At 65.4% G+C, this 13,025-nt stretch carries 17 protein-coding genes; 14 read left to right on the top strand and 3 right to left on the bottom strand.

Features of this window, described 5'->3' with window-relative positions; all coding sequences use genetic code 11:
* Window positions 1-34 precede the first annotated feature (34 nt).
* The 12 genes from AC3WQA_RS04690 to AC3WQA_RS04745 all read left to right on the top strand — a co-directional run bounded on the left by AC3WQA_RS04690 (window position 35) and on the right by AC3WQA_RS04745 (window position 10,207).
* Window positions 35-754 carry a BRO-N domain-containing protein gene (locus AC3WQA_RS04690; protein WP_492673925.1) on the top strand — a complete coding sequence of 240 codons (720 nt, stop codon included), beginning with the start codon at window positions 35-37 and terminating at the stop codon, window positions 752-754.
* On the top strand, window positions 754-1,599 hold the full coding sequence (locus tag AC3WQA_RS04695; protein ID WP_492673926.1) for an ATP-binding protein: 846 nt from the start codon (window positions 754-756) through the stop codon (window positions 1,597-1,599). The genes AC3WQA_RS04690 and AC3WQA_RS04695 overlap by 1 nt, the downstream gene beginning before the upstream one ends.
* A 5-nt stretch (window positions 1,600-1,604) precedes the next feature.
* A complete protein-coding gene (locus tag AC3WQA_RS04700; protein WP_492673927.1) occupies window positions 1,605-2,228 on the top strand; it encodes a hypothetical protein in 624 nt (207 codons plus the stop codon).
* 7 nt (window positions 2,229-2,235) lie between these two features.
* Window positions 2,236-2,736, top strand: coding sequence for a DUF6511 domain-containing protein (locus AC3WQA_RS04705; protein WP_492673928.1), 501 nt, complete (start codon window positions 2,236-2,238; stop codon window positions 2,734-2,736).
* A complete protein-coding gene (locus AC3WQA_RS04710; RefSeq protein WP_492673929.1) occupies window positions 2,733-3,470 on the top strand; it encodes a hypothetical protein in 738 nt (245 codons plus the stop codon). Before AC3WQA_RS04705 ends, AC3WQA_RS04710 begins: the two co-directional genes overlap by 4 nt.
* Window positions 3,437-3,694 (top strand): hypothetical protein, encoded by a 258-nt coding sequence (locus tag AC3WQA_RS04715; RefSeq protein WP_492673930.1) that lies wholly within the window; start codon window positions 3,437-3,439, stop codon window positions 3,692-3,694. The genes AC3WQA_RS04710 and AC3WQA_RS04715 overlap by 34 nt, the downstream gene beginning before the upstream one ends.
* Complete coding sequence (locus AC3WQA_RS04720) at window positions 3,603-5,969, top strand: phage/plasmid primase, P4 family (protein ID WP_492673931.1); 2,367 nt, start codon at window positions 3,603-3,605, stop codon at window positions 5,967-5,969. Before AC3WQA_RS04715 ends, AC3WQA_RS04720 begins: the two co-directional genes overlap by 92 nt.
* Window positions 5,970-6,112: 143 nt before the next feature.
* Window positions 6,113-6,589, top strand: coding sequence for a crossover junction endodeoxyribonuclease RuvC (locus tag AC3WQA_RS04725; protein WP_492673932.1), 477 nt, complete (start codon window positions 6,113-6,115; stop codon window positions 6,587-6,589).
* A 1-nt stretch (window position 6,590) separates the two neighbouring features.
* The gene (locus AC3WQA_RS04730; protein WP_492673933.1) at window positions 6,591-6,800 is read left to right on the top strand and encodes a hypothetical protein; all 210 of its coding nucleotides are present in this window, start codon (window positions 6,591-6,593) and stop codon (window positions 6,798-6,800) included.
* Window positions 6,793-7,191: a DUF6362 family protein gene (locus AC3WQA_RS04735; protein ID WP_492673934.1), complete on the top strand. Its 399-nt coding sequence runs from the start codon at window positions 6,793-6,795 to the stop codon at window positions 7,189-7,191. Before AC3WQA_RS04730 ends, AC3WQA_RS04735 begins: the two co-directional genes overlap by 8 nt.
* A gap of 251 nt (window positions 7,192-7,442) precedes the next feature.
* Entirely contained in the window at window positions 7,443-8,939 is a 1,497-nt protein-coding gene (locus AC3WQA_RS04740) for a site-specific DNA-methyltransferase (RefSeq protein WP_492673935.1), read from the top strand.
* Window positions 8,936-10,207, top strand: a complete 1,272-nt coding sequence (locus AC3WQA_RS04745) for a site-specific DNA-methyltransferase (RefSeq protein WP_492673936.1) — start codon at window positions 8,936-8,938, stop codon at window positions 10,205-10,207. The genes AC3WQA_RS04740 and AC3WQA_RS04745 overlap by 4 nt, the downstream gene beginning before the upstream one ends.
* Here AC3WQA_RS04745 and AC3WQA_RS04750 read toward each other — a convergent pair.
* The 3 genes from AC3WQA_RS04750 to AC3WQA_RS04760 all read right to left on the bottom strand — a co-directional run bounded on the left by AC3WQA_RS04750 (window position 10,171) and on the right by AC3WQA_RS04760 (window position 11,447).
* Window positions 10,171-10,539, bottom strand: coding sequence for a hypothetical protein (locus AC3WQA_RS04750; protein ID WP_492673937.1), 369 nt, complete (start codon window positions 10,537-10,539; stop codon window positions 10,171-10,173). The two genes, AC3WQA_RS04745 and AC3WQA_RS04750, sit on opposite strands and share 37 nt — an antisense overlap.
* 97 nt (window positions 10,540-10,636) lie before the next feature.
* The gene (locus AC3WQA_RS04755) at window positions 10,637-11,152 is read right to left on the bottom strand and encodes a DUF3489 domain-containing protein (RefSeq protein ID WP_492673938.1); all 516 of its coding nucleotides are present in this window, start codon (window positions 11,150-11,152) and stop codon (window positions 10,637-10,639) included.
* A 97-nt stretch (window positions 11,153-11,249) separates the two neighbouring features.
* Window positions 11,250-11,447 carry a DUF6900 domain-containing protein gene (locus AC3WQA_RS04760; protein WP_492673939.1) on the bottom strand — a complete coding sequence of 66 codons (198 nt, stop codon included), beginning with the start codon at window positions 11,445-11,447 and terminating at the stop codon, window positions 11,250-11,252.
* A 117-nt stretch (window positions 11,448-11,564) separates the two neighbouring features.
* Here AC3WQA_RS04760 and AC3WQA_RS04765 point away from each other — a divergent pair, with 117 nt between their 5' ends.
* On the top strand, window positions 11,565-11,993 hold the full coding sequence (locus AC3WQA_RS04765; protein ID WP_492673940.1) for an elements of external origin: 429 nt from the start codon (window positions 11,565-11,567) through the stop codon (window positions 11,991-11,993).
* A gap of 1 nt (window position 11,994) precedes the next feature.
* Window positions 11,995-13,008: a terminase gpA endonuclease subunit gene (locus AC3WQA_RS04770; protein WP_492676318.1), complete on the top strand. Its 1,014-nt coding sequence runs from the start codon at window positions 11,995-11,997 to the stop codon at window positions 13,006-13,008.
* Window positions 13,009-13,025: the final 17 nt, after the last annotated feature.

The following is a 13,025-nucleotide window of genomic DNA, read 5'->3' on the forward strand; positions in this document are numbered from 1 at the left end:
CGCGATCATTCCCTTCCAGTTCGAAGCGCACGCCGTGCGCGTCCAGGTCGATGATCAGGGGCAGCCGTGGTTCAACGCCACCGATGTCTGCGATGCCCTGGAAATGGGCAATCCGTCTCAGGCGATCAAGACGCACGTCGATGCCGAGGATCTCCAGAAACTGGAGACCCTCACGGCGGGTGGCCGTCAGCGCCAGAACCACGTCAACGAATCGGGCCTCTACGCCCTGATCCTCGGCAGTACCAAGGACGCCGCCAAGCGTTTCAAGCGCTGGGTGACCAGCGAGGTGCTGCCCGCGATCCGCAAGACCGGCGGCTACACCGTGCCCGGCGCACTGGCGACCTTGCCCGCGCCGACCCACGACCGGGTTTCCGCGATCCTGCTGATCGGTAAGGCCGTGGCGAAGGTGCCGGGCGTGAAACCGGGCATCGCGGCGGCGGCGACGCTGACCTGCATTCAGGAGAACACGGGCATCACCACCGAGGTGCTGCGCCGCGCGCTGCCATCGGCCAACGAACCGATCTGCGCCCTGAACGCCACGCAGCTCGGCAAACTGCTCAACCGCTCGGCGAAGGCCACGAACCAGATGCTGGCGGCAGGCGGCTTTCAGTTCCGCAACGAGCGCGACGAATGGGAGCTGACCGAGGCCGGTGAGGCGTGGGCCGAGGCTATGCCGTACTCGCGCAACGGCCACAGTGGCTACCAGATTCTCTGGAATCCCGCCGTCGCCGAGCAGTTGAAGGAGGCCGCGTGATGAGCCTCCCCATCATCTCCGCGAAGCAGCGCATGGCCGAGCGCAAGGGCGTCAAGCTGCTGATGCTCGGCAAGTCCGGCATCGGCAAGACCACCCGGCTCAAAGACCTCGATCCTGCCACCACGCTTTTCCTCGACATCGAGGCCGGGGACTTGGCAGTGGCCGACTGGCCGGGCGACACCATCCGACCGGCATCGTGGCCCGAGAGCCGCGACTTCTTCGTGTTCCTCGCGGGCCCGGACAAGTCGCTGCCGCCGGAGTCAGCCTTCTCGCAGGCGCACTACGACCACGTCATCGAGAAGTTCGGCGACGCGACGCAGCTCGACCGCTACCGGACCTTCTTCCTCGACTCGATCACGCAGTTGTCGCGCCAGTGCTTCGCGTGGTGCAAGACACAGCCCGGTGCAACCAGCGACCGCTCCGGCAAACCCGATCTGCGCGCGGCCTACGGACTGCTTGGCCAGGAAATGATCGCCGCGTTGACCCACCTGCAGCACGCACGCGGCAAGAACGTGGTGTTCGTGGCCATCCTCGACGAACGCCTCGATGACTACAACCGCAAGGTGTTCGTGCCGCAGATCGAAGGCAGCAAGACCAGCCTGGAGCTGCCCGGCATCGTCGACGAGGTCGTGACGCTGGCCGAGATCAAGGCCGAGGACGGCAGCGCCTACCGCGCCTTCGTCACGCACACCGTCAATCCCTACGGCTTTCCGGCCAAAGACCGCAGCGGTCGCCTCGACCTGCTGGAGCCGCCGCATCTCGGCGCGCTGATCGCCAAGTGCGCGGGCGCATCTGCCATGCCCGCCGCCTCGACCGCCCCCGCACAGACCGAATCTCAGGAGTAATCGCAATGACCGCATGGAATGACTTCAACGACGCCGACGCCCAGCAATCCGGCTTCGATCTGATCCCCAAGGGCACCACTGTCGCGGTGCGCATGACCATCAAGCCCGGTGGCTACGACGATCCCGCGCGAGGCTGGGGCGGCGGCTACGCCACCGAGTCCTTCGAGACCGGTTCCATCTATCTGGCCGCCGAATTCGTGGTCACCGCTGGCGACCATGCCAAACGAAAGATGTGGTCGAACATCGGCCTGCTCTCCAAGAAGGGCCCGACCTGGGGCCAGATGGGGCGCAGCTTCATCCGCGCTGCGCTCAACAGCGCCCGCAACGTCCACCCGCAGGACAACAGCCCACAGGCCGCCGCCGCGCGCCGTATCAATGGCTTCGCCGAACTGGATGGCCTGGAGTTCTTGGCGCGCGTCGACATCGAGAAGGACGCCAAGGGCCAAGACCGCAACGTGGTCAAGCTGGCAGTCGAGCCCGACCACCCCGACTACGCCAAGTTGAAAGGCGTGCCGAAGGCCAATCCGGGTGGTGGCACCTCCGGCGCTCCGGCGCAAGCGGCGCCTGCCTACGCAGCTCCCACCCCGCAACGCGCGCCAGTGACGGGCAAACCGTCCTGGGCTCAGTGAGGGAGCAATGAAATGCTGGGTCTGCAAACGACAGGCCCGGGGATTCGGCCACACCGACAACCGTCACGGTGTCGGAAATCCCCGGCGCTATCCCATCGACTGGGTGTTCTGCTCGCAACGCTGCCAGAACGCGTTTCACGCGATGTATGGCAACTGGCTGCGGGTCAAGGAAGGTCGTGTCGACATCAAGGAGGTCGCCATGATCGATCCGTCTGATGTCGAACTGGCCGCTATGAAGGCGTGCCTTAAGGCCTTCGGCGAGGCGGCGGGCGAGATCGGCTTTACCAAGCCGCTGGGCGACTACTCCGAAGCCGAGGCGCTGCAGGTGATCGACGCCATCGTCACCTGCTGGACGGACGCGATGGTCGCGCACCACGAGGCAAGCAAGTATCCGCCGGTGCGCGGCATGACGCCCACGCCTGATCCCATGACGCCGAGTACTGCCAATCCGTTCGCCGATATGGAGGACGACCTGCCTTGGGAAGAGCCGAAGGGGAGGAAGCCATGATCGACTTCAATTCCACATCGAGCATCTCGGGCCAGGTCACCGCCCTGGTCGACACAGGGATGCAGCAGGCCCGCGCCCGCCAGTCCGAGCGCCAGTACCTCGGTGCATCCCGTCTCGGCGTGGCCTGCGAGCGCGCGCTGCAGTTCGAGTACGCCAAGGCACCCACCGACCACGGGCGCGACACCCCGGGCCGGATGCTGCGCATCTTCGAGCGCGGTCATGTCATGGAGGACTGCATGGTCGCGTGGCTGCGGGACGCGGGCTTCGACCTGCGCACCCGCAACGCCGATGGCGAGCAGTTCGGCTTCTCGGTGGCTGATGGCCGCCTGCAGGGCCACATCGACGGCGTCATCGTCGGTGGGCCGGAGGGCTTCGCCTGTCCCGCGCTCTGGGAGAACAAGTGCCTGGGCAACAAGTCCTGGCGCGAGCTGGAGAAAAACCGCCTCGCCGTGGCCAAGCCCGTCTACGCCGCGCAAGTGGCGATCTACCAAGCCTATCTCGAACTGCACGAGCATCCGGCGATTTTTACGGCGCTCAACGCCGACACGATGGAGATCTACACCGAGGCCGTGCCCTTTGACGCGGCGCTGGCGCAGCGCATGTCAGATCGGGCGGCGAAAGTCATCACGGCCACCGAGGCGGGAGAGCTTCTGCCGCGCGCCTTCAGTGCCTCGACCCACTTCGAGTGCCGGATGTGCGCGTGGCAAGACCGCTGCTGGAGAACAACGACATGAACCGCACACCCTTGAATCAGGTGCTCGGCGAGCAATTGATCGACGCGCGCCAAGCCGCGCTGATGTTCAACCTGCCGTCGTACTGGCTCTCGCAGGCCAAGGAACGCCAGCAGCGCCGCATTCCGCACTACCGTGTCGGCAAGCTCGTTCGCTTCAAGCCCAACGAACTGGAGGCGTGGATCGTCGCGCAGCAAGTATCCGGTGAGGAGGTCGCGGATGCTTGATTTCAACGACACGCCACCCCCCCTTACTCGCGACCTCGACGCCGAACGCGAAGCGATCCGCGCCGAACTGCTCGCCCGACTGGAGGCGGTGCTGGCCACGCTGTTCCCCGCAGGCAAGAAACGGGGCGGAAAATTCCTCGTCGGCGACGTGCTCGGCAGTCCCGGCGACAGCCTTGAGATCGTGCTCGACGGAGGCAAGGCGGGCTTGTGGACCGATCGCGCCTCCGGCGACGGCGGTGACATCTTTGCGCTGATCGCCGTGCACCTGGGCCTTGATGCGCATGCCGACTTCCCACGTGTGCTCGACGCTGCGACCGAACTGGTTGGCCGCGCACCTGCGGCACCGGCACGCAAATCGAAATCGGTGCCACCCGTCGATGATCTCGGCCCGGCTACCGCGAAGTGGGATTACCTCGACGCCTCCGGCAAGCTGATCGCCGTCGTCTACCGCTACGACCCGCCCGGCCGCAAGAAGGAATTCCGCCCGTGGGACGCTCGCCGCCGCAAGATGGCTCCTCCCGATCCGCGCCCGCTCTACAACCAGCCGGGCGTAACCGGGGCCGCACAAGTGGTCTTGGTCGAGGGAGAAAAATGCGCGCAGTCGTTGATCGACACCGGCATCGTCGCCACCACGGCGATGCACGGTGCGAACGCACCGGTGGAGAAAACCGACTGGTCTCCGCTGTCGGGCAAGGCTGTGCTCATCTGGCCTGACCGCGACAAGCCGGGTTGGGAGTACGCGACGCAAGCGGCGCAGGCCATCCTGTCGGCGGGCGCGAAGACTTGCCACGTCCTGTACCCGCCCGAGGAGGCAGCGGACGGCTGGGATGCGGCGGACGCTGTGGCCGAGGGTTTCGACGTCGCGTCCTTCCTCGCCCACGGCCCGCGCCTCCAGATGCACGACATCGACGAGGACGCCGAACCGGTCGTTAGCAACGACGAATCGGTGTGGGGCACCGAGGATGCGTTGGCGCTGGCCTTCACCCGGCGCTACCACCGCGACTGGCGCTACGTGGCTGCGTGGGGCCGCTGGCTGGTGTGGGATGGCCACCGCTGGCGCACCGAGGACACGCTGGCGGCCACCGACCTGATCCGCAGCGTCTGCCGCCACGCCGCCGTCCACGCCGACAACCCGAAGATCGCCGCCAAGCTCGCCACCTCCGGCACGGTCGGAGGTGTGGAACGGCTGGCGCGCGCGGATCGCAGGCATGCGGCAACCACCGCCGAATGGGACGCCGACCCGTGGCTGCTCAACACGGCAGGCGGCGTGGTCGATCTCAAGACAGGCAGGCAGCGCCCGCACGATCGCGCTGACCGGATGACCAAGATCACCACAGCTACGCCGGGAGGCGACTGTCCGACCTGGCGGCAGTTCCTCGTCGAGATCACTGGCGGTGATGCCGAGCTGCAGGCCTACCTGCAACGGATGTCCGGCTACACGCTCACCGGCTCGACGCAGGAGCATGCGTTGTTCTTCCTTTACGGCACGGGCGCTAACGGCAAGTCGGTGTTCGTCAACACGCTGGCCACGATCCTCGGCGATTACGCGACCAACGCGCCGATGGACACCTTCATGGAAACGCGCACCGACCGGCACCCGACCGACATGGCAGGCCTGCGCGGTGCACGCTTCGTGTCCGCCATCGAGACGGAGCAAGGGCGTCGCTGGGCCGAATCCAAGGTCAAGAATCTCACCGGTGGCGACAAGATCTCCGCGCGCTTCATGCGGCAGGACTTCTTCGAGTTCTTCCCGCAGTTCAAGCTCGTCGTGGCGGGCAACCACAAGCCCGCCATTCGCAACATCGACGAGGCGATGAAGCGGCGGCTGCACTTGATCCCGTTCACGATCACCGTACCAGCTGAGCGCCGCGACAAGCATCTGCAGCAGAAGCTGCTGGCCGAACGCGACGGCGTCTTGGCGTGGGCGGTACAGGGCTGTCTGGACTGGCAGCGTCTGGGTCGGCTCGATCCGCCGCAGCAGGTGCTCGAAGCGACCGAGGAGTATTTCGAGGCCGAGGATGCACTGGGTCGCTGGCTCGACGAACGCTGCGTGTGCGAGGTCAACGCCAAGTCGCTGACCGCCGAACTGTTCAACGACTGGAAGCAATGGGCGGACTCCGCTGGCGAGTTCATAGGCTCGCAGAAACGGTTCTCCGATCTGCTCATCACCCGTGGCGTCGAGAAGTGGCGCAACTCGACGGGTCTGCGTGGTTTTCGTGGTGTGGGCCTCAAGCACCCGCCCACGCCCGCCTACACCCCATACGCCGACAACTGACCGCCATGCAGACACACCCGACTGACGGATTTGACGGACTACGTCGTAACTCCTCCCGCGCGTGTGCGCGTGCGCACACCCCATGGAAGTTTCGATGTGATCCGTCCGATGCGTCAGTCCGAACCGAAACCAGGACTTCAATCATGATCACGACCATCCTCGCCCTCGACTTGGGCACCACCACCGGCTGGGCGCTGCGCGGCAGCGACGGCAGTGTCACCAGCGGCAGCGAGTGCTTCCGTCCGCAACGCTTCGAAGGCGGCGGCATGCGATTCCTGCGCTTCAAGCGATGGCTCACGGAACTAAAGACCGTGGCCGATGGCATTGATACGCTGCACTTCGAGGAGGTTCGGCGTCACGTCTCGACCGACGCGGCGCACGCCTACGGCGGCTTCCTCGCCACGCTCACGGCGTGGTGCGAGCACCACCAGATTCCATACCAGGGCGTGCCGGTCGGCACCATCAAGAAGCACGCCACCGGCAAGGGAAACGCAAGCAAGGACGAGGTGATCGCGGCCATGAGCGCGCGCGGCCACAAGCTCGGCGACGACAACGAAGCCGACGCGCTGGCGCTTCTGCACTGGGCCATCGCGCACCACGATCTCGGACAGGAGGTGTGAGATGAAGGTCCCCGCGCCAACCTATCGCTGCCCATTGGGCCGCATCCAGCCCGAGCCGTCCGATCTCGAAGCGATGAAGCAACGGGGCTGGCGCTACCAGCACATCCTCGTGATCAACGCCTCGGATGATCGCCTCGACTTCATCGAGCGCGAGTTCGTGCGGCGCATCGGTGAACGTCTCTACGGACAGGGAAGCGTCCATCATGGTTGACCGTCGAACCGCATGGACGATGGAGGATGTGGCGGCTCGCTTCGAGGAGGCTGCCAGCACTGGACGACGCCTCCCGCCCGTCCGGGTGCAGGGCTACTTCAACACGTGGCCCGTGATCGTGCGCAAGGAGTGGGAGTCATTCGCTGCGGACGAGAAGGACTTTCGCCCTTTCCCTCCCAGCCCAGAAGCCATCGACCGGATGCTGGAGACGATGCGCTGGGTGCAGTGGCTAGAGGTCGAGCAGCGCCACCTCGTGTGGATGCGGGCCAAGCGCTACGGCTGGCGCGACATCACCATCCGCTTCGCCTGCGACCGCACGACGGCATGGCGGCGTTGGCAGCGTGCCTTGCAGATGGTCGCCGACCAGCTCAACGGCGTGGTCACGGCGTAGGGTTTTGGCGTGATTTGGCGCGCGTGGTCGGCAATCAGCGTCAATCAGCGGAGCAGAGCGGCTTTTGCCCTTGCAACATATCCGGTCGTTTGGGCATACAGTGACGGCTATGGTCGCACGAGGTGTGTGACCTAAAGGGACGGCTCAGCCAGCACCCAGGCAAAAGGGGTCCTTCCTTCCCCAATCGCAATGCGGGGGGCGCGAGCGCGGCATTCGCCTAGCGTCCGACTGCAAACCAAGGTTTGCAGGGTTTGCAGTTTGCACCCGCCCCAGTCCGCATCCATCACGAGCCCGCCCACGGTTTTCCGTCGGCGGGCTTTCTATTTGAGGAACCGATTCTGAACACGCTCAACGTCGAGTACCGCAAGGTCGAGGCGCTGATCCCCTACGCCCGCAATCCGCGCACGCACACGGATGAGCAGGTGGCCAAGATCGCCGCCAGCATCGTCGAGTACGGTTGGACGAATCCGGTGCTGGTGGACGGCGACAACGGCATCATCGCGGGCCACGGTCGTCTGGCCGCCGCGCGCAAGCTCGGGCTGGATCAGGTGCCGGTCATCGAACTGGCACACCTCTCGCCCACACAGAAGCGTGCCTACGTCATCTCCGACAACCGGCTGGCCCTCGACGCCGGTTGGAACGAGGAGATGCTGGCGCTGGAGATAGCCGAGTTGTCTGAGGCCGGGTACGACCTCGCGTTGACCGGCTTCGAGGATGCCGAGATCGAGGCCTTGCTCGCTGACGACGTGGAAACCGATGACGCCGACCAGGAGGCAGATGCCGACGAGCCGGACGCTGCTGACGATGTGCCGGATGCCCCTGTGGTGTCGGTGTCCCGAACCGGCGATGTCTGGGCCATCGGGCCCCACCGTCTGATCTGTGGCGACGCCACCGAACCAACGGTCGTCGCCTCGCTGATGCAGGGCGATGCGGCCCGGCTGTGCTTCACCTCGCCGCCCTACGGCAACCAGCGTGACTACACCAGCGGCGGTGTCAAGGATTGGGATGGCCTGATGCGCGGCGTGTTTGCCAACGTGCCGATGGCCGACGACGGGCAGGTGCTGGTCAACCTCGGGCTGATCCACCGAGACAACGAAGTCATTCCGTATTGGGATGCGTGGCTTGGCTGGATGCGAACGCAGGGCTGGCGGCGCTTCGCTTGGTACGTCTGGGATCAAGGGCCTGGGATGCCCGGGGACTGGGCGGGTCGGTTCGCGCCGAGTTTCGAGTTCGTCTTTCACTTCAACCGAGCCAGCCGCAAGCCCAACAAGATCGTGCCCTGCAAGCACGCGGGCCAGGAGTCGCACCTGCGCGCCGACGGGTCGTCCACGGCCATGCGCGGCAAGGACGGCGAAGTCGGCGGCTGGACGCACAAGGGCCAGCCGACACAGGACACCCGGATTCCCGACTCGGTGATCCGCGTGATGCGCCACAAGGGCAAGATCGGTCAGGACATCGACCACCCGGCCGTGTTCCCGGTGGCGCTGCCGGAATTCGTGATCGATGCCTACTCGGACACTGGCGACGTTGTGTTCGAGCCCTTTGGTGGCAGCGGCACCACGATGCTGGCCGCGCAGCGCACGGGTCGTGTGTGCCGCAGCGTGGAGATCGCGCCGCAGTACGTGGATGTTGCCATCAAGCGCTTCCAGCAGAACCACCCCGGCGTGCCCGTGATGCTGCTGGCGACAGGCCAGTCCTTCGACGAGGTGGTCAATGAACGTCTGGCCACCACGGAGGCCGAGCAATGACCGCCTCCTGGTTTGCCGACAAGATCGAACAGTGGCCGACCGCCAAGCTGCTGCCCTATGCCCGCAACGCGCGCACCCACTCGGACGATCAGGTGGCGCAGATCGCCGCGTCGATTGCCGAGTTCGGATTCACCAATCCGATCCTCGCCGGTAGCGACGGTGTGATCGTCGCCGGGCACGGACGGCTTGCCGCCGCTCACAAGCTCGGTCTGGAAGTGGTGCCGGTGGTCGTGCTCGACCATCTCAGCCCGACTCAGCGCCGGGCACTGGTGATTGCAGACAACCGCATTGCCGAAAACGCGGGCTGGGACGACGCGATGCTGCGCATCGAGATCGCATCACTGCAGGACGACGACTTTGATGTGTCGCTGACCGGCTTCGATGCCGATGCGCTGGCCGAATTGATGGCGGGCGATGAGCCGGATGGCGAAGGCGAAACCGATGACGATGCCGTGCCCGAGTTGTCGGAGACGCCCATTTCTCGTCCGGGTGATGTCTGGTCGCTTGGTGGCCACCGGCTGCTGTGCGGCGACTCCACCGTGGCCGAAAGCTACGACAGGCTTCTCGATGGCGAGCAGGTGGACATGGTCTTCACTGACCCGCCGTACAACGTGAATTACGCCAACAGCGCCAAGGACAAGATGCGTGGCAAGGATCGCGCGATCCTGAACGACAACCTCGGCGACGGCTTCTACGACTTCCTGCTGGCGGCGCTGACGCCGACCATCGCGCATTGCCGGGGCGGTATCTACGTGGCGATGTCGTCCAGCGAACTCGACGTGATGCAAGCCGCATTCCGCGCCGCCGGTGGCAAGTGGTCGACGTTCATCATCTGGGCCAAGAACACCTTCACGCTGGGCCGGGCCGACTACCAGCGCCAGTACGAGCCGATCCTGTACGGATGGCCCGAGGGCGCGCAGCGTCACTGGTGCGGCGACCGCGACCAGGGCGACGTCTGGAACATCAAGAAGCCGCAGAAGAACGACCTGCACCCGACGATGAAGCCGGTCGAGTTGGTCGAACGCGCGATCCGCAATTCAAGCCGCCCTGGCAACGTGGTGCTCGACCCGTTCGGCGGCTCCGGCACGACGCTGATCGCCGCCGAGAAGTCAGGTCGGCTGGCACGGCTGATCGAGCTCGACCCGAAGTACGCGGACGTGATCGTGCGCCGCTGGCAGGAATGGACTGGCAAGCAAGCCACCCGTGAGTCGGATGGCGCGCTGTTCGATGATCAGGCGGCGAGCGACTCTTCTGCGATCTCGCAATGAATCACGAAGCCCGTCAGGTAAGGCAAGTCGCGCGGGATGCCGTATTGCTTGCTGGTCAGGCGTCCAATCGTCCAGCCCATCCACAGCTGGGTGGCGGCGTTGATGGCGTCTGCCAGGGCGTGGCCCGCGTGCTGTTGGTTGCGGACGTCGTCGGCGAAGTGGCGTCCGTGGCGGCTGTCGAGGAAGACCCGGACTGATTCGAGGGGCTGGCTGGTGGCGTCCGAGATGGCGGTCATCGCCAAGGGCCACGCTGCGCTGGCGTGTTCGTTCATCGTGCCCCAAAAGCCCCAGGCATCGTTCTGGGTGGCGGGCATTTGCTGGTTGGTGTTCATCTCTGGCTCCTTGGGGTTGATCGTTGCGACACCCGTAGTAACGCGCTGTTCGATTGAGAAGCCAAGCTGTTCTTCGCCTCTTTCTCGATCTTTCTGATCAGGCGATCCGGTAGACCCGCTCGCCACCTTGGGCCTTGTCCGAGACGATGGTCAGGCCGAGCTTCTTCTTGAAGGCCCCGGCAAAGGTGCCGCGCACCGTGTGCGCCTGCCAGCCGGTGGTCTGGCAGATCTGCTGCACGGTTGCGCCCTCGGGGCGCTGCAGCATCTGGATCACGGTGGCCTGCTTGCTGTTCTCCCTGGTGCGGGGCTTGGCCTCCGCGCGCTCCTTGGCCCACGAGGCCTCTGCGGCCGCGACGGTGGCCTCGATTTCGGGGTCTGCCTCCAAGGGCGCAGGCGCAGGCCGGGCGCGCCCCATCGCGTCGTAGCCCTCGGCGGCCACGAACCAGTGGGTGCCGTCGGAGGTGACCAGGGCGCGGTTGAACAGGCCGTCGAGCACCTTCTTGCGTGCGCCGCCTTTGATGTTGTCGGGGAACCAGTCGATCTTGCCGCCGGTGTGTTCGAGGGCGTAGGCCAGGATCGCGTGCTGCGCCGGGGTCAGTTGGGTGGTGGTCATTTGCTTCTCCATGTGTAAGGGGTTGATGGGGTGACGTGATGAACGCGCTGTTCGGGAGTGAAGCCAAGCGCTATCTGCTTTGCTTCGCAGGTTCTTGTCAGTTGTTGGCCTTGTCCGAGTTCGCCGCCTTGCGGCCCTGCTCGACACCCGCGTTGAACGCGGCCTCGAGGGCGTCGCGCAGGCACCAGACCGCCACGTCGTGGAAATCGAGGCCGTCGGACTTGCGGGTTTCCAGGGTTTCGATGCCCAGCTTGCTTTGCGCGATCTGGGTCAGGAGTTGTTCGAGCTTGCTCATTGCTGCTTCCTTCGATGGTGTTGATGACGTCCGTATGAACGCGCTGTTCCAGAGAGAAGCCAAGCTGATTTCGAGTGAATGACGAACAAATGATTGAAGGGGAAACCGGTTCTCAAAATGGGCATCTCGATTCGCGCTTACGCCCGTCACCGTGGTGTGACCGACACCGCAGTTCACAAGGCCATTCGCGCAGGTCGGATCACGCCGGAGGCTGATGGCACCATTGATGCCGACCGTGCTGACCGCGAGTGGGCGCGTAACTCCGATGCGCCCAAGACTGGAACGCGCGCCAAGGCGGTGAAGGCTGCCGTGCCGGAGGGCAGTGGCGACGGGCCTGCGGCCTTGCCCGCTGGCGGTGCGTCCTTGCTTCAGGCGCGCACGGTCAATGAGGTGGTCAAGGCGCAGACCAACAAGGTGCGTCTGGCCAGACTGAAGGGCGAGTTGGTGGATCGACCGCAGGCCATCGCCCACGTTTTCAAGCTGGCGCGCTCCGAGCGCGATGCGTGGCTGAACTGGCCCGCGCGCATCTCGGCGCAGATGGCGTGACATCGCCGCTGCGTGGGAAAGCTCCGTCAACAAGGAATCGGGGTCGGCGGCCGCCATCAAGACCTTCAAGAACACCGAACTGGGCGAGACCTGGGTCGAGGAAGGCGAAGCGCCCGATTGGCAACGGCTGGTCGAGCGCCGTGAGGATTACCGCGTCGGCACGGTGCCGCCGGGTGGGCTGCTCCTGGTGGGCGCTGCCGACGTGCAGAAGGATCGCATCGAGGCGTCTATCTGGGCCTTCGGGCGCGGCAAGGAGTCTTGGCTGGTGGAGCACAGGGTGCTGATGGGTGACACCGCCCGCGACGCGGTGTGGAAGCGGCTCGCTGAGCTGCTGGCCGAAAACTGGACGCACGCCTCGGGTGCGGCGATGCCGCTGGCCCGTTTCGCCCTGGACACCGGCTTTGCGACGCAGGAGGCCTACGCCTTCGTGCGTGGCTGCCGTGACCCGCGCGTGATGCCGGTCAAGGGGGTGCCGCGCGGCGCAGCCCTGATCGGCACGCCGACGGCCATCGATGTTTCGCAAGGCGGCAAGAAGCTGCGCCGGGGCATCAAGGTGTTCTCGGTGGCGGTCGGCATCGCCAAGCTGGAGTTCTACAACAACCTGCGCAAGGGCGCGGACGTCAGCGAGGACGGCGTGACCACCGTCTACCCGACGGGGTTCGTCCACCTGCCCAAGATCGACGCGGAGTTCATCCAGCAGCTCTGCGCCGAACAGTTGATTACCCGCCGCGACCGCAACGGCTTCCCGGTGCGCGAGTGGCAAAAGATGCGCGAGCGCAATGAAGCGCTCGACTGCTACGTGTACGCCCGCGCGGCCGCATCGGCGGCGGGCCTGGATCGCTTCGAGGAACGCCACTGGCGCGAATTGGAGCGGCAACTCGGGATGGAACGGCCGCCGGATGAGCCGCCCCCGATTCAAGCATTCGACCCAGATGAGGCCACCCAACGCGGTGGCCTCTCTGTTTCTGCAACCCCACCACGGCGGCGCGTCATCAAGAGCCGCTGGTTGTCCTGATTTTCAGAGGAGTTTTC

It is taken from the genome of Rhodanobacter sp. FW106-PBR-R2A-2-24, assembly GCF_058789615.1.

Bases quoted from the DNA above. Each gene is read 5' to 3' on its own strand.
- AC3WQA_RS04695 (WP_492673926.1), top strand. From the start codon at position 754: ATGAGCCTCCCCATCATCTCCGCGAAGCAGCGCATGGCCGAGCGCAAG.
- AC3WQA_RS04700 (WP_492673927.1), top strand. From the start codon at position 1,605: ATGACCGCATGGAATGACTTCAACGACGCCGACGCCCAGCAATCCGGC.
- AC3WQA_RS04705 (WP_492673928.1), top strand. From the start codon at position 2,236: ATGAAATGCTGGGTCTGCAAACGACAGGCCCGGGGATTCGGCCACACC.
- AC3WQA_RS04710 (WP_492673929.1), top strand. From the start codon at position 2,733: ATGATCGACTTCAATTCCACATCGAGCATCTCGGGCCAGGTCACCGCC.
- AC3WQA_RS04725 (WP_492673932.1), top strand. From the start codon at position 6,113: ATGATCACGACCATCCTCGCCCTCGACTTGGGCACCACCACCGGCTGG.
- AC3WQA_RS04730 (WP_492673933.1), top strand. From the start codon at position 6,591: ATGAAGGTCCCCGCGCCAACCTATCGCTGCCCATTGGGCCGCATCCAG.
- AC3WQA_RS04735 (WP_492673934.1), top strand. From the start codon at position 6,793: ATGGTTGACCGTCGAACCGCATGGACGATGGAGGATGTGGCGGCTCGC.
- AC3WQA_RS04745 (WP_492673936.1), top strand. From the start codon at position 8,936: ATGACCGCCTCCTGGTTTGCCGACAAGATCGAACAGTGGCCGACCGCC.
- AC3WQA_RS04750 (WP_492673937.1), bottom strand. From the start codon at position 10,539: ATGAACACCAACCAGCAAATGCCCGCCACCCAGAACGATGCCTGGGGC.
- AC3WQA_RS04755 (WP_492673938.1), bottom strand. From the start codon at position 11,152: ATGACCACCACCCAACTGACCCCGGCGCAGCACGCGATCCTGGCCTAC.
- AC3WQA_RS04760 (WP_492673939.1), bottom strand. From the start codon at position 11,447: ATGAGCAAGCTCGAACAACTCCTGACCCAGATCGCGCAAAGCAAGCTG.
- AC3WQA_RS04765 (WP_492673940.1), top strand. From the start codon at position 11,565: ATGGGCATCTCGATTCGCGCTTACGCCCGTCACCGTGGTGTGACCGAC.